This is a genomic window from Entomohabitans teleogrylli (genome assembly GCF_001484765.1).
Taxonomy (GTDB): Bacteria; Pseudomonadota; Gammaproteobacteria; order Enterobacterales; family Enterobacteriaceae; genus Entomohabitans; species Entomohabitans teleogrylli.
On sequence record NZ_KQ947377.1, the window covers coordinates 143,373 to 167,863 of the forward strand.

Sequence of the window (24,491 nt, forward strand, 5' to 3'; positions counted from 1 at the left end):
GCCGCCAGATTACTCCGCGGCCAGCGCCTGAGCGCAGGCCCACGCGGAACTCCACGCCCACTGAAAGTTATACCCTCCCAGCCAGCCGGTAACATCGACAACCTCGCCGATAAAGTACAGACCCGATACCGCCTGCGCCTCCATGGTGCGCGAGGAAAGGCCGTGGGTATCCACGCCCCCCAGTGTCACCTCCGCGGTGCGATAGCCCTCGGTACCGTTTGGCTGCACCTGCCAGCGCTGCAGACTGTCCGCCAGTTGCGCCTGCTGGCGAGGATTAAGCTGCTTGAGGGTCAGATCCGGGATCTGCTCAAGAGCCTGTAGCACCTCGACCAGCCGCTTCGGCAATAGTGTCGCCAGTGCGTTTTTCAGGCTCTGATCCGGACGCTGCGCACGCTGGGCATCAAGAAATGTGTTGATATCGCTGTCCGGCAGCAGATTGACCGTGACCCATTCGCCGGGTTTCCAGTAGCTGGAAATCTGCAGCACTGCCGGACCAGACAGCCCACGGTGGGTAAACAGCAGGTTTTCCCGAAATGTGGTGCCATCCTGCGCCGCGATCAGCGCCGGAACCGAAACCCCGGACAGGGTTTGCAATGCTTCCAGTTGGGGCTTGTGCAGGGTAAACGGCACCAGTCCGGCGCGGGTCGGCAGGACATTAAGGCCAAACTGTTCGGCAACTTTATAGCCAAACGGCGTCGCCCCCAGTCCGGGCATCGACAATCCGCCGCTGGCGATCACCAGTCGTTCGGCGCCAACCGTGACGCCATTCAGTTGCAGCGTAAACCCGTCTTCATCCCGGCTGACCTCAAGGATTTCGCTGCGCAGGCGCAGCGCCACCTGTCCCTTGCGGCACTCGTCGAGCAGCATATCAATGATCTGCTGCGCGGAGTCGTCACAGAATAGCTGGCCGAGGGTCTTCTCATGCCAGGCAATACCGTGCTGGTTAACCAGATCGATAAAGTCCCACTGCGTATAACGCGCCAGCGCGGATTTACAGAAGTGCGGATTCGCGCTGAGGTAAGCCGCCGGCTCCACATACAGGTTGGTAAAATTACAGCGCCCGCCGCCGGACATCAGGATCTTACGTCCCGGCTTCTTACCGTTATCCACCACCAGTATTCGGCGCCCCATCTGGCCCGCCTGAGCGGCGCAAAATAACCCTGCGGCGCCTGCGCCGACCACAATGGCATCATACTTTTCCACACTGCGTCCTCTCAAAATCTCAGCGGCGGATTGTAAAGTTTTTTAGGTATACACACCATCACTGAGAAATAATCACCCATTCAACAGACTGAAAATTAAGAGATAATTCTTTGCATTAATTGACGTTAAAATAACTAACATCAAAAAAAGTCTATATTTCACTTTGCCCATGCTGCCATTGTCCTGGATAATGCGCCGCGTTCATGTCCTCAAAATGGCGTAACGTCTATGCTACATCTGTTTGCTGGCCTGGATTTTCACACCGGGCTTTTATTATTGCTTGCTCTGGGATTTGTGTTGTTTTACGAAGCCATTAATGGCTTTCACGATACCGCAAACGCCGTTGCAACAGTGATTTACACGCGCGCTATGCGATCGCAACTGGCGGTGGCGATGGCCGCGCTGTTTAACTTCCTCGGGGTCCTTCTTGGCGGGTTGAGCGTGGCATATGCCATCGTGCACATGTTGCCCACCGATCTGCTTCTCAATGTCGGGTCTACTCACGGTCTGGCGATGGTATTTTCCATGCTGCTGGCCGCCATCATCTGGAACCTCGGCACCTGGTATCTGGGTCTGCCGGCCTCCAGTTCCCACACGTTGATCGGCGCGATTATTGGTATCGGTCTGACTAACGCGCTGCTGACCGGCACCTCGGTGGTTGATGCGCTCAACCTGCCGAAAGTGGCGGGTATTTTCGGCTCGCTGATCCTCTCCCCCATCGTGGGTCTGGTTATCGCCGGCGGCCTGATTTATCTGCTGCGTCGCTACTGGAGCGGTACTAAAAAGCGCGCCCGCATCCACCTGACTCCCGCGGAGCGCGAGAAGAAAGACGGCAAGAAAAAGCCGCCGTTCTGGACCCGTATCGCGCTGATTCTGTCGGCGATTGGCGTGAGTTTTTCCCACGGCGCCAACGATGGCCAGAAGGGCATCGGTCTGATTATGCTGGTACTGATAGGTGTCGCGCCGGCGGGCTTCGTGGTCAACATGAATGCCTCCAGCTATGACATTACCCGTACCCGGGACGCTATCGGCCACGTGGAGCAGTATTTCCAGCAGCACGGCGATACCCTGAAACACGTTATGGACATCACCCCGGCTATCCCGTCGCCGGATGAGTCCGCCAGCGGCCCCAAAGAGTTCCATTGCGACGCCTCCCGCGCGGTGCTGGCGCTGGACCGGGCGAAAACGATGCTCACCGGCCTGGAGAGCTACGACAAGCTCTCTGTTGAAGAGCGCAGCCACCTGCGCCGCCTGTTACTGTGCGTTTCCGATACCGCCGATAAAGCGGCGAAACTGCCGGAAACCAGCTCTGGCGACAAGCGTTACCTGAAAGAGCTGAAGGCCGACCTGCTGTACACCATTGAGTACGCGCCGGTCTGGATCATTATGGCCGTGGCGCTGGCGCTGGGTATCGGGACAATGATCGGCTGGCGGCGCGTCGCCACCACGATCGGCGAGAAAATCGGTAAGAAAGGCATGACCTATGCTCAGGGGATGTCGGCGCAGATGACGGCGGCAGTATCCATCGGTATCGCCAGCTACACCGGGATGCCGGTCTCCACCACCCACGTGCTTTCGTCTTCCGTGGCGGGCACAATGCTGGTGGACGGCGGCGGGTTGCAGAGCAAAACGGTAAAAAGCATCGCCATGGCCTGGGTGTTCACCCTACCGGCCTCGATTCTGCTTTCCGGGGTGCTGTACTGGATTTCGCTGCAACTGATTTAACGCGGCACGACGCAAACCAGGCGGGTCAGTTTTACTGGCCCGCTTTTTTATGCCCGCAGGTTCAGTGCCAGATAATCAGCGCAATCAGGCTAACCACCACCAGGCCGCACAGCGCGCTGGTGAGAATAAACTGGCGCCGCACCCGTTCACAGCGGCGGATAAACTCTTCATCGTGATGATCCAGGTAACGCTGGGCGTAGATATAGCGCACCAGACGCACCTGTTTGCCAGGTTGGCCGTGGGAAGTAAAAAACCCCTCGCCATCGACATATTGATAAAGCAGGGGATCACACCCACGGAGTACCACTAATAGCGCGCGCAACGATGAGAAGTAGCGCGCCATGTTAACCACACACACCACACATAAGGCCCAAAACAGCGCAACGGTACTGATCATAGCCTCCTCCCCGGCGTCTGATTCCGGCAACCGGCCCGAAACCACCGCTCTCCCGTACCTGACAGACAGTTCAGTAAAAGCGTGCTACCAAAAGTTGACAGGCTTCACATTCCTTTCGCCAGCCGACTCATTAAATAGTGTAGGAGATCAGTTAATTTTTTTACCACATCGTTAATCAGTATCAAGGCCTAATAAACTATTTTTCGCTCTAATAATTGGCAACAGCCGCAGAGACGCTTTAAGTCGCCGGCCATATAAGGTAAAAATAGTGTCTGAAATTGAAGTCTTTACGCTGGAACTGCCACCCGCGGTCACCACATTAAGCGGGGAAAGGGGATAGCCAACGGCTATCTGGTCCATCTGGTCATCGACGTCTTATGGAAGGAGTAACACTATGGCTTACAAACATATTCTCATCGCGGTAGATCTCTCTCCCGAAAGCAAAGTGTTGGTAGATAAAGCAGTATCCATGGCGCGTCCGTATAACGCTAAAGTTTCCCTGATTCACGTCGATGTGAATTATTCCGATCTGTATACCGGCCTGATTGACGTCAATCTGGGGGATATGCAAAAACGCATTTCTGAAGAAACCCATCATGCTCTGACCGAGTTGTCCAGCGGCGCGGGTTATCCCATCACCGAAACCCTGAGCGGCAGCGGCGATCTGGGCCAGGTCCTGGTGGACGCCATCAAGAAATACGATATGGATCTGGTGGTTTGCGGTCACCATCAGGACTTCTGGAGCAAGCTGATGTCCTCCGCGCGCCAGTTGATCAATACCGTGCATGTCGACATGCTGATTGTGCCGCTGCGCGACGACGACGAGGATTAATTCCCCGTTCGCCTGGAATCGGCAGGCAAGACCAGAGAAAGGCATTTTTGGTCGTGTATGTGAAGAGATCGGTGCCCGCCTGTGCGGGCGCTTCTCTTTGTGGCGTCAGGGCCGCTGGCGCGGCGCGTAACTTGACGCGGATCGCATTTTTACCCCCTCCCCTACGGCGCTGGCGAAAAGTACCAGCAATCCCCTGAAAAGTCTCTTCCGCAAAGTGTGCTTCAACGCTTAAATCCATTAACACAAAACAAACATTAAATTAACAGTGGCAACACTGTTTTCCCTGAGCATTCGGATTACGTGAGGCAACCATGAAACCAGAAGCACACCGCGCCGCCGAGAACCGCCCTTTTACTGGCGCAGAGTACCTGAAGAGCCTGCAGGACAACCGTGAAATCTACATCTATGGCGAGCGGGTCAAAGATGTCACCACCCATCCGGCATTTCGCAATTCTGCGGCATCGGTCGCCCGGATGTACGACGCCCTGCACGCGCCGGAGAGCCACGACAGGCTGTGCTGGCAGACCGACACCGGCAACGGCGGCTATACCCACCGTACTTTCCGCTTCGCCCGCTCTGCCGATGAAATCCGCCTGCAGCGCGACGCCATCGCCGACTGGTCGCGCCTGAGCTACGGCTGGATGGGGCGCACTCCGGATTATAAAGCCGCCTTCGGCTGCTCGCTGGGCGCCAACCCGGAATATTACGGCGAGTTCGCCGATAATGCCCGCAATTGGTACAAGCGTATCCAGGAAGCCGGTCTGTACTTCAACCATGCGATCGTTAACCCGCCCATCGACCGCCATAAACCGACCGATGAAGTGAAAGATGTCTATGTTCAGGTGGTCAAAGAGACTGACGCCGGCATTATCGTTAGTGGCGCCAAAGTGGTCGCCACCAACTCGGCGCTGACACACTATAACTTCATCGGTTTCGGCTCTGCCCAGGTCATGGGTGACGATCCGAACTTCGCGCTGATGTTCGTGGCGCCGATGGATGCCGAAGGGGTCAAACTGATCTCCCGCGCCTCGTATGAGCTGGTCGCCGGCATGACCGGCTCACCGTTTGATTACCCGCTCTCCAGCCGCTTTGATGAAAACGACGCCATTCTGGTGATGGATAATGTTCTGATCCCGTGGGAAAACGTACTGATTTACCGCGACTTCGACCGCTGCCGCCGCTGGAGCGTGGAGGCCGGCTTCGCGCGACTCTACCCGATGCAGGCCTGTGTACGTCTGGCGGTCAAACTCGATTTCATCACCGCCCTGCTACAGAAAAGCCTCGAATGTACCGGGGTTGTGGAGTTCCGCGGCGTCCAGGCGGCATTAGGGGAAGTGGTGGCGTGGCGCAACCTGTTCTGGTCCCTGAGCGACGCCATGTGGGCCGAAGCCCACGCCTGGAAAAACGGCGCCTGGTTGCCGGATATGCAGGCGATGCAAACCTACCGCGTCATGGCGCCGATGGCCTACAGCAAAATCAAACATATTGTCGAGAGCAACGTCACCAGCGGCCTGATTTATCTGCCGTCCAGCGTGCGCGATCTCAACAACCCGGAGATTGACCGCTATCTGGCCCAATATGTGCGCGGCTCCAACGGCATGGATCACGAACAGCGTATCAAGATCCTCAAGCTGATGTGGGACGCCATGGGCAGCGAATTCGGCGGCCGCCACGAACTGTACGAAATCAACTATGCTGGCAGCCAGGACGAAATCCGTCTGCAGTGCCTGCGCCACGCCCAGAGCTCCGGCAATATGAAAGGCATGATGGAGATGGTGGACCGCTGCCTGGCCGATTACGATCGCCATGGCTGGACGGTGCCGCATCTGCGTAACAACAACGATATTGATCAACTGGATAGCGTACTGAAATAACCGGAGGTTCCTGTGTCCAGCGAAGAACAACAGCGTCTGCTTTTCCGCGACGCGATGGCGAGTCTGCCTGCCGCCGTCAACATTGTCACCACCCAGGGTAAAGCGGGTCGCTGTGGAATTACCGCCACGGCGGTGTGCTCCGTGACCGACACGCCCCCGACCCTGCTGGTGTGCGTCAACCGCAAGAGCGCCATGAACCCGGTGTTCGAGCAGAATGGCAAAATGTGCATTAACGTGCTTAGCCATGAACAGGAAGAGATGGCGCGCCACTTCGCTGGAATGACCGATCTGGCGATGGAGCAGCGTTTCATGCTCAACGGCTGGCGCGACGGCGTGCTGAAACAGCCGGTGCTGCAAAACGCGCTGGCCAGCCTGGAAGGGGAAATTCAACAAATCCAGAGTATTGGCACCCACCAGATGTACCTGCTGGAAATCAGGCACATCACCATAGCGCAAGAGGGCCACGGCTTGATCTATTTCCGCCGTAAGTTCCATGCCACCCCGCATCAGGAGCTAATAGCGTAACTCCAGGCACACATATCCGGGCGGTAACGCCCGGATTTTTCCTCTGTTGCCGGCAGAGCGACGCCAGAGCCCATATCCTGAACATTGAGAATGGTGGTTCTCAAAACCCCGCAGGAATGTATTAACCGCTCGCGACTGCCGGGAGATCACCGGGGTTCGCCATACAGGCCAATCAAACGCCGGGTAACGCCGTTGGTCCAGCCAAAACCGTCCTGCAATGGGTACTCCCCGCCGCCGCCGGGTTTCGGCACGGAGTGGGCGATATGGTATTTCTCAATAAGCTTATGGTGGCGCTGATAAAAAAGCGACACAGTATTCAACCAGTTACGGGCAATCTCGTCCGCCAGCGCATCGTGGCCGTAGTTCTTGAAACCCTGAATCGCCATCCACTGCAGCGGCGCCCAGCCGTTAGGTTTATCCCACTGCTCGCCGCTATCGGTTTCAGTCGCCAGAATACCGCCCGGCGTCAACAGCCGGGCACGCACATTTTCCGCCAGATGCTGCGCCTGCTCATGGGTCGCCATCAAGGTATACAGCGGTACCACGCAGGCCGCCGAAAAAGCAGCCAGCCGCTGGCGTCGCCAGTCATAATCGCGGAACAGCCCGTATTCGCCATCCCACAGATAGCGGTTGATGGCGTCGCGGCGATCGCTGGCCTTCTGGCGGAACAGCGTCTCAGTCTCTTTGTTCTGCTTGAGCCCGGAAATATTGGCGATCGTGGTTTCCAGTTTGTAGAGGAAGGCGTTCAGATCGATCGGGATAAACTGGGTGGTGCGAATACTGGCCAGCCGATCGGCGTCCCGTAGCCAGCGGGATGAGTAGTCCCAGCCGGACTCCGCCCCGGCGCGTAAATCCCGGTATACTTCACTGGCCGGCCTTCCGGAGCGCTTCGCGGTCTCAATATCTTCACGCCAGGACTCATCGCGCGGGGTATCGCGATCGTCCCAGTAGCGGTTAAGCAGCGCGCCGTCCGGCATCTTCACTACGCGGCGATAGGCCTGATTGAGGGACAGCGATTCCGCGCCATCCATCCAGAAGGCGTACTCCAGCAGCAAGTGATCGAGATAGCGACGGGCGCCGCGCACCCCGTCCTCTTCAAACAGTTCCACCATCAGGGCAAATACCGGCGGCTGGGAGCGGCTGAGATAGTAGGTACGGTTGCCGTTGGGAATGTGTCCGTAGGTTTCAATCAGCCAGGCAAAGTTATCCGCCATACTGCGCAGCAGATCGTTGCGGCCGCTCTCCGCCAGCCCGAGCATCGTGAAATAGGAATCCCAGTAATAGGTCTCACTGAACCGCCCGCCGGGCACGATATACGCCTGCGGCAAAGGCAGCAGCGAAGAGTTTTCGATATGGTCCTGCGGCTCGCGGGTCAAAACCGGCCAGAGACTCTCAATATGCGCCGTCAGCGAAGCGCCAGGATCGGAAACATAGGCGCTGTCATAGCTGTGCGGCAAGTAGAAGTGCGCTTCGACAAACTGCCGCAGGTCAAACCCCGGCAGACGTTTCGCGCGCCGATAGTTAAGCAAGATGGTCAGCGGCTCCATCTTCGGCGCGCAGTCCGGAAAGGTTTTACTGTCGGCAAACAGGTGGCTGTTCTGGACCTGCTCAAACAGCTCAAGGTAACGATCGGCCGGGGTCAGGGCGTCCGAGGCCGGCAGCCCTTCAATAACCTCCGGTAGCGGCTCGGCTCCGGTCATCTCATCCAGTTTAAGCTCACAGGGATCGACCTCATAGCGTACATCGATGTCGATCTCCATCTCATCGGATACGGCGATGCCTGGTTTCTGGTTGAACATGTCGTGCGGCCCTCCGGTTTCAGGTGATACAGAGTGGGAATGGGCGATCCCGTCATTCTCCCTCGCTCTATTAAGGGTAGACACTCCCGCTACGGGCTGGCTAAGACACCGCTACGGGCTGGCTAAGACACCGGCCCTGGCAGCAATACTCTGTCACCGGAAATGCGCAAAGATAGCGACATGATCACATCATTTTACTGACGTTGACCGCATTTTCATCGATTGCAAAGTAAATTAAAAAAAACCGATAAGTTTGCAACGATCTGTGAATCAGCGGGCGATAAACGCACCCTTTTCCCGCCGGGACTGGCAAACTTGCTCATCAATTGCGATATTTTGTCTGGCGGTCGCCGCGCTAATGTTAATCAATAAACCCCAATAAATCTGCAGATGGAAAATAACCCATGAAAAATAAAATCACGCTGATAACCGGCGGCGACCGCGGCATCGGACGCGCGACCGCGCTATGTCTGGCAGGCCAGGGACATAAGATTTGTATCGGCTACCACGCGCGCGCTGCATGCGCGCAAGAGGTCGTCGACAGTATTCGCCAAAGCGGCGGTGAAGCTATCGCCGTCCAGGCCGATATTTCCCGGGAAGAGCAGGTGGTTGAACTGTTTAAGCAAATCGACACACAGCTCGGGACCGTCACCGGACTGGTGAATAACGCCGGTATACTGATGCCTCAGGCCTCCATTGAACAGCTTAACGCCGCACGGCTGGCAACGCTGTTCGCCACCAACGTCGGCGGCAGCTTTATTTGCGCGCGCGAGGCGGTAAAACGTATGGCGTGGCGCCACGGCGGCCAGGGGGGCGCGATTGTCAACGTCTCTTCAGCGGCATCCCGGCTTGGCTCGCCCCATGAGTATGTGGATTATGCGGCTTCGAAGGGCGCTATCGATACATTAACTATCGGCTTATCGCTGGAAGTGGCGGCCCAGGGTATTCGCGTCAACGCGGTGCGTCCGGGCTTTATCTACACCGAAATGCATGCCGACGGCGGCGAAGCCGGACGGGTTGACCGGGTCAAAGAACAGCTACCGATGAAGCGCGGCGGCCAGCCAGAAGAGGTCGCTCAGGCGATCGCCTGGCTGCTATCCGATGCCGCATCATATGTGACGGGGAGTTTTATTGACCTGGCCGGAGGCAAGTAGCGCCGTCATTGCCCCAGCCGGTCACTGGCGTTGAGGGGGGATTGCCTACATAATCAGGTGAAGCGCAGGGCGCAGTCAGAAACAGAAAACTGGCCTTAACGCCAGTTTTCTAAAGGTTAAACGCTACAGAATATGCATTAGCGCATCGTGACAAACTCTTCCGCCGCCGTGGGATGAATAGCCACGGTATTGTCGAAATCGCGCTTAGTGGCGCCCATCTTCAGCGCCACCGCAAAGCCCTGCAGAATCTCATCCATACCGAAACCAATGCCGTGGATACCGACAATCTTCTCCTCCTCCCCAACGCACACCAGCTTCATTCGGCACGGCTGACGATGACGGGTCACCGCGCTGTACATGGCGGTAAACGAGGACGTGTAGACCTTCACCTGGTCATCGCCGTACTGCTCGCGGGCCTGCGGCTCGGTCAGCCCCACGGTGCCGATCGGCGGATGGCTGAAAACGACGGTGGGGATATTGCTGTAATCCAGGTGCTCGTCCGGCTTATTGTTAAACAGCCGCTCGGACAACCGACGCCCGGCCGCTACCGCCACCGGCGTCAGTTCCACGGCGCCGGTGTTATCGCCCACCGCATAAATTCCCGGTACGCTGGTGTTCTGGAATTTATCAACCACGATATAACCGCGATCGTCGGTCTTCACGCCAGTCGCCTGCAGGTTGAAATTATCGTTCGCCGGCTCGCGGCCAATCGCCCAAATCAGGCAGTCCACGGTCTGGCTGCGGCCATCCTCAAGCTCGAGGGTCAGGCTACCGTCGCCATTCTTCACCACCGCTTGCGGAATCGCCTGGGTGTGCAGGGTCGGGCCTTCCGCTGCCATCACTTCCACCAGGGTTTCGACAATCATCGGGTCGAAGCTACGCAGCGGCGCATGTTTACGCACGAACAGGTGAGTCTCTGCGCCAAGTCCGTTAACCACGCCGGCAATCTCTACCGCAATATAGCCCGCGCCAACTACGGCGATCCGCTTCGGCAATTCCGGCAGCGCAAAGAAACCATCAGAATCAATGCCATACTCAGCGCCCGGAATCTGCGGGTGGCTGGGACGCCCGCCGGTGGCGATCAAAATATGGTCGGCGGTGATGGTTTCACCATTCACCTCAACGCTGTGGGCATCGACAAAGCGCGCAAAGCCGTGGATAACCTCAACATTGTTCTTCGCAAAAACATTGCCGTAAGAAGTATGAATCCGGTCGATATACGCCGTGCGGCTGGCCACCAGTTTCTGCCAGTCAAACTTATTCACTGTGGCATCAAAACCGTAGTCCGGGCCGTAAAGGTGAATCGCCTCGGCGATCTGCGCCGCGTGCCACATTACTTTCTTCGGTACACAGCCCACATTCACACAGGTACCGCCAATCTCTTTCGCCTCAATCAGCGCGCACTTCTTGCCGTACATCGCCGCCCGATTGATGGAAGCAATACCGCCGCTGCCGCCGCCGATTGCAAGATAGTCATAATGTCTGGTCATGGCTGTTGTCACCTTGAGTCATTCATTCACAAAAAAGTTAAGCGCGATTGTAGCGCGCGGGAGATGCATCACATAAAGGTAGCGCCTGTTGCTGCAATCGGCGCGGACGCGGCGATTATTCCGGGACGATCCAGTTCAGCGCGGTATGCCCGGTACCCGCCGGCACCAGCGCGCTGTGCAACCACGGCAGCACCCCGGCCATCTGTTGTTCCAGTTTCCACGGTGGGTTAATCACTATCATCCCGGAGGCGGTCATACCGCGGCGATCGCTGTCCGGCAGCACAGCCAGTTCCATCTGCAAAATACGGCGGATACCGGTGGCCTCCAGGTCGTGGATCATACGTTTGATTTGCTGGCGCAGCACCACCGGATACCACAGGGCGTAAACCCCGGTGGCAAAGCGTTTATAGCCTTCGCTGATCCCTTCCACCACTGCCTGATAATCGGTTTTTATTTCATAGGGCGGATCGATCAGCGCCAGCCCGCGACGCGAAACCGGCGGTAATTTCGCCTTCAGTTGTCGATAACCGTCGGCGCGTTCGACTCGCGCCCGGGCGTCCTTCTGAAACTCCGCGCGTAACAGCGGGAAATCTGACGGGTGCAGTTCCGTGAGCTGCAGCGAATCCTGGGGACGCAACAACTCGCGGGCAATGAGCGGCGAACCGGGGTAATAGCGCAATTGTCCGCTACGGTTCAGGTTCCTGACCACACGTAGATAGGGCTCCAGTTCTGCCGGGATATCGTCCCGCTGCCAGATACGGCCAATACCTTCCAGATATTCGCCAGTGCGCTCCGCATGCTCGCCGCTCAGCTGATAGCGCCCGGCCCCGGCGTGGGTATCGAGATAGAGAAACGGCTTATCTTTCTCTTTCAGGGATTCAATGATCAGACTCTGAACGGTGTGTTTCAGAACATCGGCATGGTTGCCGGCATGGAAGCTGTGGCGGTAACTGAGCATGGCTGCGGGGTATCCAAAAAGGCCTGAGGAGACGGATAGACTCGTCGTATAAAACTCCTAGTATACCGAAAACTCAGCGCTTCCGGGATGGCATTGCGCAACATACCTCCCCCATTGAAATTCACTACACTAAACCCCATGCTAGCAAAATGCGCCGCAGTGAACCGAATGCGCCAAACCAACATCAACCAGGACCGCGTTTATGACAAATCCATTACTGACTCCGTTTGAACTACCGCCCTTTTCCGCCATTAAGCCTGAACACGTGGTACCGGCGCTGACCCAGGCTCTCGCCGACTGCCGGGCGCAGGTGGAAAGCGTGGTGGCGCAGCAGGGTCCCCGGACCTGGGAAAACCTCTGCCAGCCGCTGGCGGAGGCAGACGATCGGCTGGGGAGAATCTTCTCGCCCATCAGCCACCTGAACTCGGTCAAAAATAGCCCGGAACTGCGCGAAGCCTACGAACAGACGTTGCCGCTGCTCTCTGAATACAGCACCTGGGTTGGTCAGCATGAAGGCCTGTACAAAGCCTGGCGCGACCTGCGGGACGGCGCCCACTATGCCAGCCTGACCACGGCCCAGAAAAAAGCCGTCGATAATGCGCTGCGCGATTTCGAACTTTCCGGCATCGGCCTGGCGCCGGAAAAACAGAAACGCTACGGCGAAATCGCCGCCCGGCTGTCGGAACTGGGTTCCACTTACAGCAACAACGTGCTGGACGCCACCATGGGCTGGAACAAACTCATCAGCGACGAGAGCGAGCTGGCGGGAATGCCGGAAAGTGCGCTGGCGGCAGCCCGGGCTCAGGCCGAAGCGAAAGGACAGCAGGGCTGGCTGCTGACGCTGGATATTCCCAGCTACCAGCCGGTGATGATCTACTGTGACAACCAGGCGCTGCGCGAAGAGATGTACCGCGCCTACACGACCCGCGCCTCCGATCAGGGGCCGAATGCCGGTAAATGGGATAACGGCCCGATCATGAGCGAAATCCTCGCCCTGCGCCACGAACTGGCCCGGTTGCTGGGTTTCGGCAGCTACGCTGAGAAATCCCTGGCCACCAAAATGGCGCAAAATACCCGCCAGGTGCTGGATTTCCTGACCGACCTGGCGACCCGCGCCCGTCCTCAGGGCGAAGAAGAACTGGCTCAGTTGAAGGCATTCGCCAAAGCCGAATGCGGCGTGGACGAGCTGCAACCCTGGGATATCGCGTACTACAGCGAAAAACAGAAACAGCACCTCTACAGCATCAGCGACGAGCAGCTACGCCCGTACTTCCCGGAAAATAAAGCGGTTAACGGCCTGTTCGAGGTCGTACAACGCATCTATGGTATTACCGCCAAAGAGCGCCACGATGTCGACGTCTGGCATCCGGAAGTGCGCTTCTTTGAACTGTATGACGAAAGCGGCGAGCTGCGCGGTAGTTTCTACCTCGATCTCTACGCCCGCGAGCACAAACGCGGCGGCGCGTGGATGGACGACTGCGTCGGCCAGATGCGCAAGGCGGAAGGCACGCTGCAAAAACCGGTCGCTTATCTGACCTGTAACTTTAACCGTCCGGTCAACGGCAAACCGGCGCTATTCACCCATAACGAAGTGACCACTCTGTTCCATGAATTCGGCCACGGTTTGCACCATATGCTGACCCGTATTGAAACCGCCGGGGTCTCCGGAATCAGCGGGGTGCCGTGGGATGCGGTGGAACTGCCGAGCCAGTTTATGGAAAACTGGTGCTGGGAGCCGGATGCGCTGGCCTTTATCTCCGGCCACTATGAAACCGGTGAGCCGCTGCCTCAGGCGCTGCTGGATAAAATGCTGGCGGCGAAAAACTACCAGGCGGCGATGTTTATCCTGCGCCAGCTGGAGTTCGGCCTGTTCGATTTCCGTCTCCATGCCGAATACGATCCGCAGCAGGGCGCGAAAATCCTCGAAACGCTGGCGGAAATCAAGCAGCAGGTCGCGGTAGTGCCGGGACCTGCCTGGGGCCGCTTCCCACACGCCTTCAGCCACATTTTCGCCGGCGGCTATGCGGCGGGCTACTACAGCTACCTGTGGGCTGATGTGCTGGCGGCGGACGCCTTCTCGCGCTTTGAGGAAGAGGGGATTTTCAATCGCCAGACCGGCCAGTCGTTCCTCGACAATATCCTTAGCCGCGGCGGTTCCGAAGAGCCGATGGATCTATTCAAACGCTTCCGCGGCCGCGAGCCGAAGCTGGACGCCATGCTGCTCCATTACGGCATAAAAGGCTGAATCCCGGCGTGAAAATCTGTTTGATCGATGAATCGGGCGCCGGCAACGGCGCCCTGTCCGTTATGGCGGCGCACTGGGGGCTGGAGCAGGACGACGACCATCCGCTGGCGCTGGCGCTGACGCCAGACCATCTGGAACTGCGCAAGCGCGACGAACCGAAGCTCGGCGGTATTTTCGTCGACTTCGTCTCTGGCGCCATGGCCCACCGCCGCAAATTCGGCGGCGGTCGCGGCGAAGCGGTCGCCAAAGCGGTCGGTATCAAGGGCAGCTATCTGCCGGACGTGGTGGACGCCACCGCCGGGCTGGGGCGCGATGCTTTCGTCCTCGCCGCTCTCGGCTGCCGGGTGCGGATGCTGGAACGCCACCCGGTGGTCGCTGCCCTGCTTGACGACGGCCTTCAGCGCGGCTGGCAGGATCCGGAGATCGGCCCGTGGCTGCGTGAACGCCTGCAACTGATTCACGCCTCCAGCCTGACGGCCCTGAGCGACATTACGCCGCGCCCGGACGTGGTCTATCTCGATCCGATGTATCCGCACCGCCAGAAAAGCGCGCTGGTGAAAAAAGAGATGCGGGTATTCCAGGCGCTGGTAGGCGCTGACGCCGACGCCGACGGGCTGTTGGCTCCGGCGCAGTTGCTGGCTACCCGGCGTGTAGTGGTTAAACGCCCGGATTACGCCCCGCCGCTGGCTGGCGTCACCACCCGTTCAGCGGTGACCACCAAAAGCCACCGCTTTGATATCTACCCGGGAACGCCGGCTGCGTAAGTGAGTCGTGGCGGTGACCATCATGGCCTTCCCTCAGCGCCCCCGGAAGCGGGTTGGCGAGCAGCCGGCCATACGGTGAAAAAAACGCGCGAAATAGGCCGGGTCTTTATACCCCAGCTCAAAGGCTATCTGATTCACGCTCCATGAGCTGTAGAGCAACAGGCGCTTCGCCTCTCGGCTGAGGCGCTCAAAAATCAGGCGCTTAGGGGGCTGGTTGGCAAAGCGCCGGCACAGTTCGGTCAGCCGGGATTCGCTCATCGCCAGCATATCGGCATACTCCGGCACCGTTAAGTGGTCGCGAAAGTTTTCATCAATCAGGCGATTAAAGCGCTGAAACTGCCGCATCTCGCCGCGCACGCTACAGGCCGAACGGTCATCCGGCGGCGCCTCGCGCAGCAGCAGGGTAAAAATCGATTGCGCCATGGCGCTGAGCAGCATTTCCCACCCGGACCGGCGGTGGCGAAATTCATAAGCCACCATCGGCCAGTAGTGGTTGAGCGCCGCCAGGGTATCCGGCGATGACTCCAGCGACAGGCAGATCCCCTGCAGCGTCACCGCCTCCCCGCTCCCCGGCCACAGCTTTTCCACCAGCGGCCAGATCAGCTCCTGGCGCACCGTCAGCACATGACCGTCGCTATCCGGTTCGGTAAAAAAGGCGTGCGGCACCGACGGCGGCGTCAAAATAAACAGCGGCGCCTTTACGGCATAATAGTGCTCATCAAGCTGCAGAGTGATTTTACCGGTAGCCAGAAAATGCAACTGAAAATAGCGGTCGTGCCAGTGCGGGCGCATATCGCGCCCAAAAAAGGCCGCCAACCGGGCGAAGGTTTCGTAATGGACATCGTCGTTGGCGTAACGCTTATCATATTCCTTGCCGACATCAATGTTTTCAAAGGTATGCAGCGCCCAGGATTCCATCGTCATCGCCCGCTCCTCACCGACTATTTTGCGGCGCCATTCCGGCGGCGACCTGCGCAGAGGCCTCCTTTGTCGACATCGGGATGCGCAGCAGTACCAGCGCGCCGAGCACCAGCAGGCCGGCCACGAACCACAGCCCGGAACTAAAGCTGCCGGTCGTATCGCGCAGAATGCCAATCAACAGTGGGCTGACCCCCGACCCGACATTACCAATGGCGTTAATCACCGCCAGCGCCACCGCCCGGGCCTGCATACTGATCACCTGGTCCGGCGTGGTCCAGAAGATAGCCATCGCCGTGAAAGAGCCGACTGACGCCATAATAATCCCCAGTAGCTGGATCACGCTATGGTCGGTGGCCGACGCCAGTAGCCAGCCGACGGCGGCAAACAGGAACGGCAGAATGGTGTGCATCTTGCGCTCTTTTTTACGGTCGGAGCGCCGGCTCCACCACACCATGCCAATGATGGTGCAGAACTGGGGAATCGCCGCCAGCAGGCCAATAGTCACGTTGCTGCTGCCGGTATTAAAGCTTTGCAGGATCTGCGGCGTCCAGATATTGATGGCGCTCAGCGTGTTGGTCAGGCAGAAATACGCCAGGGTATAGAGCAAAATGGCTGGCGTCAGCACTTCGCGCCACAGCGAGCGGCGGGTCGGCGCCATCGCGATAGCGCTGGTGCGCTCGCGGGCAATCATCTCGTTGAGGGTCTGCTTCTCTTCGCTGCTCAGCCAGTTCGCCTGATCCGGCGTATCGTTCAGGAAGAACCAGGTGACGACCCCGAGGATCACCGACGGCAGCCCCTCCAGCAGGAACAGCCACTGCCAGCCCTTCAGGTTCCACAGACCATCCATCTCCAGAATGTAACCGGAGAGGATCGAGCCCAGCATCATGGTCACCGGCATGGCGATCATAAACAGCGCGTTGGCTCTGGCCCGATGATAGGCCGGGAACCACCAGGTCAGATAGACCAGAATCCCCGGCAGGAAGCCGGCTTCAGCGATCCCCACCAGCATACGCAGCAGGTACAGGGTCGTGGCGTCGGTGGCGAACATGGTACAGGTAGAGGCGATACCCCATACCACCATGATGGCAGCGATCCAGCGCCGGGCTCCCACTTTCGCCAGCATGATATTGCTGGGAATACCGCACAGCACATACGTGACGTAGAACAGCGTCGCCGCCAGGCCGAACATGGTTGAGGTCAGACCGAGGTCTTTGCCCATCGTCAGCCCGGCAAAGCCGATGTTAATACGATCGAGAAACGAGAAAACAAACAGGATAAATAAAAAAACAATCAAACGACGGAACAGCTTATTAATGACGCGATGCTCTATTTCGGTCTGGTTATTCTGGTTATGTTGCAGGGTAGACGTCGTCATGTTGCGCTCCAGAGTATTGCGGTCAGTACACGGACTTATCGCTATAAATGGCCGGCGTGGGCAGGGAGGTAAAGCGTGCCGCCAGCGCCTCGGCGCCGCGCGCCAGCAGGGTGGTATCCACCCCCACCGCCACAAACAGCGCCCCCAGTTCCAGGTAACGCTTCGCCAGCGCCTCGTTGGCCATCAGAATGCCCGGCGCTTTGCCGGCGGCGACAATCTTCGCGATACATTGTTCAATCACCGCCTGCACTTCCGGATGCGCCGGGTTGCCGGTGTAGCCCATATCGGCGCTGAGATCCGCCGGGCCGATAAACACCCCGTCCACGCCATCCACCGCCAGAATCGCGTCGAGATTTTCCACGCCCTGGCGGGTTTCAATCTGCACCAGCACGCATATCTGCTCGTCGGCGCGCAGCAGATAGTCGGCCACCCGGTTCCAGCGCGACGCCCGCGCCAGCGCGCTGCCCACGCCGCGTATGCCGTGGGGCGGATAGCGGCAGGCCTTCACCGCCAGCGCCGCATCTTGCGCATTCTGGATCATCGGTACCAGCAGGGTCTGAGCGCCGGTATCCAGCAGCTGTTTGATAATCACCGGATCGTTCCACGGCGGGCGCACTACCGGATGGCTGTTGTACGGCGCAATGGCCTGTAATTGCCCGAGTACCGAGCGCACATCGTTGGGCGCGTGCTCGCCGTCGATCAGCAGCCAGTTAAAACCCGCGCCGGCCAGCAGTTCCGCGCTGTAGCTGTTGGCCAGCCCCAGCCACAGACCAATCTGCGGCTGTCTGGCGGCCAGCGCCTGTTTGAATACGTTGGTAAACATGTCGCCTCCTCAGACGAAATGGCAGGTGATGGCGCCCATCACCCCGTAATCAACCTGAAAAGTGTCCCCTTTGCGGGCCGGTACCGGGCGGGTGAACGATCCGCCAAGGATGATTTGCCCGGCTTCCAGTTGCACATCGTGGGGCGCCAGTTTATTCGCCAGCCACGCCACGCCGTTGGCCGGGTGGTTAAGTACCCCCGCCGCGACGCCGGTTTCTTCAATCACGCCGTTGCGGTACAGCAGCGCCGGGATCCAGCGCAAATCCAGCGCATCCGGTTTGACAGGTCGGCCGCCGAGGATCACCCCGGCATTGGCGGCGTTATCGGAAATGGTGTCGAACACTTTGCGCGGGCGCTGGGTTTCCGGGTCGATGCCGTGGCAGCGGGCGTCAATCAGTTCCAGCGCCGGGATCACGTAGTCGGTGGCGTTATAGACGTCGAACAGCGTACAGTTCGGCCCGCGCAGCGGTTTCGCCAGTACGAAGGCCAGCTCCACCTCGATGCGCGGCACGATAAAATCGTCGGTCGGGATATCGCAGCCATCGTCAAAAAACATGCTGTCGAGCAGCGCCCCGTAGTCCGGCTCGTTAATCTGCGAGCTGGCCTGCATCGCTTTCGACGTCAGACCAATCTTGTGCCCTTTCAGTACCTGGCCTTCGGCGATTTTGGTTTTCACCCACTGGCGCTGAATGGCGTAGGCGTCTTCAATGGTCATCTCCGGATGACGCAGGGACAACTGGCGAATCTGCTCGCGGTTCTTTTCCGCCTGGTGCAGCTCGTGCGCCAGTCTGTCAATCGTCTCGCGACTTAACATGGTGATGCTCCCGTCTCATTAATCCCGCCGAAGCAGAGATACTTCACTTCCAGATAGTCTTCGATACCGTAACGGGAACCTTCACGCCCCAGCCCGGACTCCTTGATGCCACCGAACGGCACCACCTCACTGGATATCAGTCCTTCATTAATGCCTACCATCCCGCTTTCCAGCGCTTCGGCCACCCGCCACACCCGCTGTACGTTCTGCGACCAGAAATAGGCCGCCAGACCGGATTCAGTGGCGTTGGCCAGCGCAATGGCTTCTTGCTCGGTGTGAAAACGAAACAGCGGCGCCACCGGCCCGAAGGTCTCTTCCCCGGCGATGCGCATATCCGCGGTGACATCCGCCAGCACCGTGGGTTGCCAGAACTGGCCGCCCAGCGCATGGGCCGCGCCGCCGGTCAGCAGACGCGCTCCCTGCGCCATGGCGTCGGCAATATGCTCCTCCACCTTGCGACAGGCTGCCGGAGAAATCAGCGGTCCCTGCTGAGCATCGCGATCGGTGGCCGGGGCGACTTTCAGCGCCGCCGCCGCCGCCGCGAAACGTTCGGCGAATGCCTCATAGATACCGTCCTGCACCAGAATACGGTTGGCGCATACGCAGGTCTGGCCGCTGTTGCGGAACTTGGCCGCCAGCGCCCCCTGTACCGCGCTGTCGAGGTCGGCGTCGTCAAAAACGATCAGCGGCGCATTGCCTCCCAGCTCAAGGGACAATTTTTTCACCGTGGCGGCACACTGGGACATCAGCAGCTTGCCGATGCGCGTGGAGCCGGTGAACGACAGCTTGCGCACCACCGGACTGGCGGTCAGTTCCGCCCCGACGGCGACCGCGTCGGAGGCGGTGATAATGTTCAGCACGCCGGCCGGCAGACCCGCCTCCTGCGCCAGCACCGCCAGCGCCAGCGCGGAAAGCGGAGTTTCCGCCGCCGGTTTCAGCACCACCGTACACCCCGCCGCCAGCGCCGGGCCGACCTTACGGGTGATCATGGCGTTTGGGAAATTCCACGGCGTAATCGCCGCCACCACGCCAATGGGCTGCTTGATGGTCACCAGACGCCGGGAAGCGCCGGGCGATGGGATGGTTTCGCCATAAGTACGTTTACCCTCTTCGGCGAACCATTCGATAAAACTGGCGCCGTAGGCGATTTCGCCCAGCGCCTCATTCAGGGGTTTGCCCTGCTCCAGGCTGAGCAGTTCCGCCAGTTGCTGCTGGTGCACCATAATCAGCGCATGCCAGCGTTTAAGGACAGCGCCGCGCTCATGGGCCGTCATACGCCGCCAGCCGACCAGCGCCTGTTGCGCCGCGGCAATGGCCTGGCGGGTCTCCGCCGCGCCGACATCGGCGACCTGGGTAATCACTTCGCCGCTGGCCGGGTCGGCGACATTGAACTGTTTACCGTTCAGGGCATCGACCCACTCTCCGCCGATATACGCCTGCTGGCGCAACAACTGCAGTTCGTTTCTCATCGTTCTTCCTTCAGCGAAACAGGGCGTGGACATTGTTCTGTTTAAAGTTGAGCACCGGATGCAGCTCCTCCACCGCCAGCGACAGGGCCAGATAGCGCTGCGCCATCAGCGCCGCGAAGTGCGCCTTAATACAGGCGAAGAGTTGCTCCATCACCGGCTGAAGCTCTTCGGGACGACGCCCGCTGCCGATCTTCAGGGTCATATGGACAAAGGCGTAGTCATGTTTGCCATCCGCCATTTGCCAGGTATCCACCCAGTGGGCGCGGCTGCGAATACCGCCGAGAGGAAACAGGCCGCTGTCCGCCAGCAGTTGATTCACCCGGGCGAACAGCGCCGGAAGTTGTGCCTGCTCGCGGATGTTTTCGGTACATTCAGTGACAAAATGGGGCATGACATACTCCTGCCAGGGTGTTCAGCCATGGCGACCCCCGCCTTCTGCGATATTGGGGACGCCATTTATTGGTTTAATGACGACACAGAATCAACTCATCAGGGTTCTGACGGGTCAGATTCTTAACTGGCCAGCGGGAATACCGCGTTAACCTGGCCGGTGCCGGAACTGGGGAACAGATCGGTAATAAACTCCACATTGCCGCGGTAGTCGTCCCAGCCCAGCAGGCCGAGCAGCATCACGGTGTCGTGCATATTGCCTTCCCCGTAGCAGTAGTCGGCGTACTCCGGCAGCATGCGGCAGAATTCATTGAACATCCCCTCGCGCCACAACTTCACCACCCGGCGATCCATCTGCTCGTCGAATTCGCGGGTCCAGGCGTCCATACCCTCTTCCGCCCGCTGATCGTCGATAAAACGGTGCGACAGCGAACCGCTGGCCAGTACCGCCACGGTGCCGTCATAGCGTTCAACCGCCCGCCGCACCGCTTCGCCCATACGACGACTGTCGGCAAAATCGTGCACCGTGCAGAACGCCGAGATGGAAACGACTTTGAAGCGCCGATCGCTGTTCATGTAACGCATCGGCACCAGAGTGCCGTACTCCAGGCTCAGGCTGGCAATGTTGTGCGCTTTAGCGCGTACGCCATGACTGGCGGCCTCATCGGCAATCATCCGTCCGAGCTCCGGGTTGCCGTCGTACTCATATTCCATATCGCGGATAAAGTGCGGCAGTTCGTGGCTGGTGTAGATGCCCTTGAAATGGCTGCTGCAGTTAATGTGATAGGCGCTGTTGACCAGCCAGTGGGTATCGAATACCACGATGGTATCGACCCCCAGCTCGCGGCAGCGGCGACTAATTTCTTTATGCCCGTCAATGGCCGCCTGACGGCAGCCGTGATGCTTACCCGGTAACTCCGACAGGTACATGGAAGGGACATGGGTGATTTTGGCGGCTAACGCTAACTTCCCCATAACAGGCTCCTTATTCTCCCCACTTAGGGATTGGGTGGTTGCCAAACGAGATACAGACGTTCTTCACTTCCGCAAAGACCTCGAAGCTGTATTCGCCCCCTTCACGGCCTGTACCCGATGCTTTGATGCCGCCAAACGGCTGGCGCAGATCGCGGACGTTCTGGGTATTCACAAACACCATCCCGGCCTCGATGCCGCGCGCGAGGCGCATCACTTTACTGATATCCTGGGTCCAGATATAAGAGGCGAGGCCGTACTCCACATCGTTGGCCAGCCGCAGCCCCTCTTCCTCATCTTTAAACGGCAGCAGACAGGCTACCGGGCCAAAAATCTCTTCCTGCGCCACGCGCATCCGGTTGTCGACATCCGCCAGCACCGTCGGACGCAGGAAATTACCGTGGCTTAACCCTTCCGGTTTATCCGGTCCGCCGGCCAGCAGAGTGGCGCCCTCTTCAATACCGAGGCGGATATAGCCGGAAACCTTCTCCCAGTGCTGCTGGCTTATCAGCGATCCGACCTGGGTATTGGGATCGGTGGGATCGCCCACCCGCAGACGCTGCGCCCGCTCGGCAAAACGCTTCACAAATTGCGGATAGATACTCTGCTGAACAAAAATGCGCGATCCGGCGGTACAGCGCTCACCGTTGAGCGAGAAAATCGTAAACAGCGCCGCGTCCATCGCCCGCTCAATATCGGCATCTTCAAAAATCAGCACCGGCGATTTGCCTCCCAGCTCCATGGAGAATTTCTTCAGGCCGGCGTTCTGAACAATTTTGCGTCCGGTGGCGGTACCGCCGGTGAAAGAGACCGCGCGCACGTCGTGATGGCGCACCAGCGCGTCCCCGGCGCTGGCGCCGTAGCCCTGTACCACATTCAGCACCCCGGCGGGGATCCCGGCCTCCAGCGCCAGTTCGCCAAGGCGATCGGCGGTCAGGGGCGACAATTCGGACATCTTCAGCACTGCGGTATTCCCCAGCGCCAGGCAGGGCGCCGTTTTCCAGGTCGCAGTCATAAAGGGCACGTTCCACGGCGATACCAGCGCGCAGACTCCCACCGGCTGCAGCAGGGTATAGTTGAGCATCTTGTCGTCCACAGGGTAGGTGCGACCATTCATCTGCTGGCAGATTTCGGCAAAGAATTCAAAGTTATGGGAGGCGCGGGGAATCAGCACATTTTTAGTCTGATGAATCGGCAGTCCGGTGTCGGCGGTCTCCATTTCGGCGATATCCGGCACATTCTGATCGATCAGTTCTCCGAGACGGCGCATCAGGCGCGCACGCTCTTTCATTGGCGTATTGGCCCATTTCGGGAAGGCGTTTTTCGCCGCCTCTACCGCCAGGTTAATCTCTTTTTCGCCGCCGGAGGCCACTTCCGCCAGCACTTCGCCGGTCGCCGGATTGGTGGTGGTAAAATAGTCATTGCTGGCGACGTTTTTGCCGTCAATCCAGTGGTTAATCTTTTTCATTTCAGGCTCTCCTCAAACTGTTGTTCGCTGACAATACGATTGGTCAGGCGGCCAACGCCTTCTACCTCCACTACCACTTCGTCTCCCGGCTGTACATCGGACAGCCCCTTTGGCGTACCGGTGGCAATCATGTCGCCGGGTTGCAGCGTCATAAACTGGCTCAGCCAGGAGACCAGAAACGCCACATCAAACACCATGTCGCGGGTGTTGCCGGACTGGCGTAATTCGCCATTAACAAAGGTTTTCAGATCCAGATTCTGAACGTCCGGTACCCTGGCGCGCGGTACGATGGTTTCCAGCAGCGGGGTCAGGGTGTCGCGGCTTTTCACCCGCAGATTGGGGCGGTAGTAGTTTTCCAGGTAATCACGCACCGCATAGTCATTGCACACCGTGTAGCCCTCGACGTAATCCAGCGCCTGCTCGCGGCTGACGTCGCGGGCGGTTTTGCCGATCACCACCACCAGTTCGGCTTCATAGTGCATATATTCAATGTTGTCCGGACGCACCGTGACGGCATCATTACCGGTCAGGGTATTCGGGGCTTTGATAAAAACCAGAGGCTGTTCCGGGGCTTTAAAATCCAGTTCAGTGGCATGGTCGGCGTAGTTCAGGCCAAGCGCAAACAGCGTCGGATAGCCCTGCGGCTGCTCCACCAGAGCCGCATCGCCGCTGAAGCGGTTGGTCAGAGAGGGCAGACCCGCGGCCCTGATAGTCACCGTATCGCCGACATTGACCGCGATACGCTCCTGCGGCGTCCCCAACAGGATCACATCACCGGCCTGCAGGGTGGCGAAATCGCTCAGCGCGACGATCAGTTGCGCGGCATTGCGCTGTAAATCCGCCGTCGACCAGCGCTGCTGCTCCACGCCGTTAATTTCGGTGATGATTTCCAGCGCGTCGGCATCCGCCAGCGCGGCAATATCGCCGATCGGGCAAAAACCATCGCGGCACTTAGCCTGAATCGCCGGGCGGTAAAAGCTCTCTTCCGCCAGACTCAGTTCATTAGCCAGCGCATAGCCGGCAATATAATCCGCGGCGTTTTCCGGCATCACCTTACGGGCAGTTTTGCTCAACACGACGGCCAGCGTAGCGCCGTTGAAGGTCGTCAGCCCCTGAGGCAGTCCAATGACATCACCATGCGCCCGGTGAGTGTTACGCGGTTTGATAAACCAGACCGGGGTTTTCGGCGGCGTTTGATAGGGCGCCTGATGGAAGGCGTCATCCCAGACAGCGATCTGGGATACATGGTTTAACGCAACGGCAAATACGGACCTTTTCATCGCTCTCCCTTACG

At 58.8% G+C, this 24,491-nt stretch carries 21 protein-coding genes; 7 read left to right on the forward strand and 14 right to left on the reverse strand.

Annotated elements, in window-relative coordinates:
• Positions 1-9: 9 nt before the first annotated feature.
• Complete coding sequence (locus tag AQ981_RS03900) at positions 10-1,203, reverse strand: BaiN/RdsA family NAD(P)/FAD-dependent oxidoreductase (RefSeq protein WP_058910456.1); 1,194 nt, start codon at positions 1,201-1,203, stop codon at positions 10-12.
• A gap of 228 nt (positions 1,204-1,431) precedes the next feature.
• On the opposite strand from AQ981_RS03900, the gene pitA reads away from it, so the two are divergent.
• The gene (gene pitA, locus AQ981_RS03905; RefSeq protein WP_058910457.1) at positions 1,432-2,928 is read left to right on the forward strand and encodes an inorganic phosphate transporter PitA; all 1,497 of its coding nucleotides are present in this window, start codon (positions 1,432-1,434) and stop codon (positions 2,926-2,928) included.
• A gap of 61 nt (positions 2,929-2,989) precedes the next feature.
• Here pitA and uspB read toward each other — a convergent pair whose 3' ends face one another.
• Positions 2,990-3,325, reverse strand: coding sequence for a universal stress protein UspB (gene uspB / locus AQ981_RS03910; protein ID WP_058910458.1), 336 nt, complete (start codon positions 3,323-3,325; stop codon positions 2,990-2,992).
• A 394-nt stretch (positions 3,326-3,719) separates the two neighbouring features.
• Between uspB and uspA the strand changes: the two genes are divergently transcribed.
• From uspA to hpaC, 3 genes are all read left to right on the forward strand, one after another.
• A complete protein-coding gene (gene uspA / locus AQ981_RS03915) occupies positions 3,720-4,157 on the forward strand; it encodes a universal stress protein UspA (RefSeq protein ID WP_058910459.1) in 438 nt (145 codons plus the stop codon).
• A gap of 311 nt (positions 4,158-4,468) precedes the next feature.
• Entirely contained in the window at positions 4,469-6,031 is a 1,563-nt protein-coding gene (gene hpaB / locus AQ981_RS03920) for a 4-hydroxyphenylacetate 3-monooxygenase, oxygenase component (RefSeq protein ID WP_058910460.1), read from the forward strand.
• 54 nt (positions 6,032-6,085) lie between these two features.
• Entirely contained in the window at positions 6,086-6,556 is a 471-nt protein-coding gene (gene hpaC / locus AQ981_RS03925) for a 4-hydroxyphenylacetate 3-monooxygenase, reductase component (RefSeq protein WP_082683146.1), read from the forward strand.
• Between the two features lie 146 nt (positions 6,557-6,702).
• Here the strand turns inward: hpaC and AQ981_RS03930 are convergent, their stop codons facing one another.
• Positions 6,703-8,355 carry an alpha,alpha-trehalase gene (locus AQ981_RS03930; RefSeq protein WP_058910462.1) on the reverse strand — a complete coding sequence of 551 codons (1,653 nt, stop codon included), beginning with the start codon at positions 8,353-8,355 and terminating at the stop codon, positions 6,703-6,705.
• Between the two features lie 404 nt (positions 8,356-8,759).
• Between AQ981_RS03930 and AQ981_RS03935 the strand changes: the two genes are divergently transcribed.
• On the forward strand, positions 8,760-9,509 hold the full coding sequence (locus AQ981_RS03935) for an SDR family oxidoreductase (RefSeq protein ID WP_058910463.1): 750 nt from the start codon (positions 8,760-8,762) through the stop codon (positions 9,507-9,509).
• A 137-nt stretch (positions 9,510-9,646) separates the two neighbouring features.
• On the opposite strand, the gene gorA is transcribed toward AQ981_RS03935, so the two are convergent.
• Positions 9,647-10,999 carry a glutathione-disulfide reductase gene (gene gorA, locus AQ981_RS03940; protein ID WP_058910464.1) on the reverse strand — a complete coding sequence of 451 codons (1,353 nt, stop codon included), beginning with the start codon at positions 10,997-10,999 and terminating at the stop codon, positions 9,647-9,649.
• A 115-nt stretch (positions 11,000-11,114) separates the two neighbouring features.
• The gene (locus AQ981_RS03945) at positions 11,115-11,957 is read right to left on the reverse strand and encodes a 23S rRNA (adenine(2030)-N(6))-methyltransferase RlmJ (protein ID WP_058910465.1); all 843 of its coding nucleotides are present in this window, start codon (positions 11,955-11,957) and stop codon (positions 11,115-11,117) included.
• A 202-nt stretch (positions 11,958-12,159) separates the two neighbouring features.
• Between AQ981_RS03945 and prlC the strand changes: the two genes are divergently transcribed.
• Together prlC and rsmJ are read left to right on the forward strand one after the other, a co-directional pair.
• Positions 12,160-14,202, forward strand: coding sequence for an oligopeptidase A (prlC, locus tag AQ981_RS03950; protein WP_058910466.1), 2,043 nt, complete (start codon positions 12,160-12,162; stop codon positions 14,200-14,202).
• Between the two features lie 8 nt (positions 14,203-14,210).
• Positions 14,211-14,966, forward strand: coding sequence for a 16S rRNA (guanine(1516)-N(2))-methyltransferase RsmJ (rsmJ, locus tag AQ981_RS03955; protein WP_058910467.1), 756 nt, complete (start codon positions 14,211-14,213; stop codon positions 14,964-14,966).
• A gap of 33 nt (positions 14,967-14,999) precedes the next feature.
• On the opposite strand, the gene hpaA is transcribed toward rsmJ, so the two are convergent.
• The 9 genes from hpaA to AQ981_RS04000 form a co-directional block, all read right to left on the reverse strand.
• Positions 15,000-15,890 carry a 4-hydroxyphenylacetate catabolism regulatory protein HpaA gene (hpaA, locus tag AQ981_RS03960; protein ID WP_121500610.1) on the reverse strand — a complete coding sequence of 297 codons (891 nt, stop codon included), beginning with the start codon at positions 15,888-15,890 and terminating at the stop codon, positions 15,000-15,002.
• A 10-nt stretch (positions 15,891-15,900) separates the two neighbouring features.
• Positions 15,901-17,262, reverse strand: coding sequence for a 4-hydroxyphenylacetate permease (hpaX, locus tag AQ981_RS03965; RefSeq protein ID WP_058910468.1), 1,362 nt, complete (start codon positions 17,260-17,262; stop codon positions 15,901-15,903).
• Positions 17,263-17,284: 22 nt separating this feature from the next.
• Positions 17,285-18,085, reverse strand: a complete 801-nt coding sequence (hpaI, locus tag AQ981_RS03970) for a 4-hydroxy-2-oxoheptanedioate aldolase (protein ID WP_058910469.1) — start codon at positions 18,083-18,085, stop codon at positions 17,285-17,287.
• 9 nt (positions 18,086-18,094) lie between these two features.
• Positions 18,095-18,898, reverse strand: coding sequence for a 2-oxo-hept-4-ene-1,7-dioate hydratase (gene hpaH / locus AQ981_RS03975; RefSeq protein ID WP_058910470.1), 804 nt, complete (start codon positions 18,896-18,898; stop codon positions 18,095-18,097).
• Positions 18,892-20,367 (reverse strand): NAD-dependent succinate-semialdehyde dehydrogenase, encoded by a 1,476-nt coding sequence (locus tag AQ981_RS03980; protein ID WP_249226261.1) that lies wholly within the window; start codon positions 20,365-20,367, stop codon positions 18,892-18,894. The genes hpaH and AQ981_RS03980 overlap by 7 nt, the downstream gene beginning before the upstream one ends.
• 10 nt (positions 20,368-20,377) lie before the next feature.
• Positions 20,378-20,758 (reverse strand): 5-carboxymethyl-2-hydroxymuconate Delta-isomerase, encoded by a 381-nt coding sequence (locus AQ981_RS03985; RefSeq protein ID WP_058910472.1) that lies wholly within the window; start codon positions 20,756-20,758, stop codon positions 20,378-20,380.
• Positions 20,759-20,880: 122 nt separating this feature from the next.
• Positions 20,881-21,732 carry a 3,4-dihydroxyphenylacetate 2,3-dioxygenase gene (hpaD, locus tag AQ981_RS03990; RefSeq protein ID WP_058910473.1) on the reverse strand — a complete coding sequence of 284 codons (852 nt, stop codon included), beginning with the start codon at positions 21,730-21,732 and terminating at the stop codon, positions 20,881-20,883.
• A gap of 10 nt (positions 21,733-21,742) precedes the next feature.
• A complete protein-coding gene (hpaE, locus tag AQ981_RS03995) occupies positions 21,743-23,197 on the reverse strand; it encodes a 5-carboxymethyl-2-hydroxymuconate semialdehyde dehydrogenase (protein ID WP_058910474.1) in 1,455 nt (484 codons plus the stop codon).
• Entirely contained in the window at positions 23,194-24,477 is a 1,284-nt protein-coding gene (locus AQ981_RS04000; protein ID WP_058910475.1) for a fumarylacetoacetate hydrolase family protein, read from the reverse strand. Before AQ981_RS04000 ends, hpaE begins: the two co-directional genes overlap by 4 nt.
• Positions 24,478-24,491 lie beyond the last annotated feature (14 nt).